We start from the raw sequence: 294 nt of genomic DNA, 5'->3' as shown, positions 1-294 counted from the left end.
CCACGTTCCTGCGTTGTCTCAATCGCATGAACGACACTATCGATATTTGTAAGGTGAAGGGCAGCCTGCATCTGGAAAGCCAGGATCTGTATGACCCCAAGCTGGATGTGGTGGAGCTGCGCGCCCGGGTGGGCATGGTGTTCCAGAAGCCCAACCCCTTCCCGAAATCCATTTATGACAACGTGGCCTATGGCCCGCGTATTCACGGCCTGGCCAACAAGAAATATGACCTGGACGAAATCGTGGAAACCAGCCTGCGCAAGGCCGGGCTGTGGGAAGAAGTGAAAGACCGTC

1 protein-coding gene is annotated in these 294 nt (G+C 55.8%); it reads left to right on the top strand.

Annotated features, from left to right (window positions below; all coding sequences use genetic code 11):
- A partial coding sequence (locus A3730_RS09655; protein ID WP_369819061.1) for a phosphate ABC transporter ATP-binding protein occupies positions 1–294 on the top strand: 294 nt, incomplete at both ends.

The organism is Alcanivorax sp. HI0044, assembly GCF_001634945.1.
The sequence above is the reverse complement of the archived record's forward strand: the minus strand, read 5'-3'. Positions and strand labels throughout refer to the sequence as shown.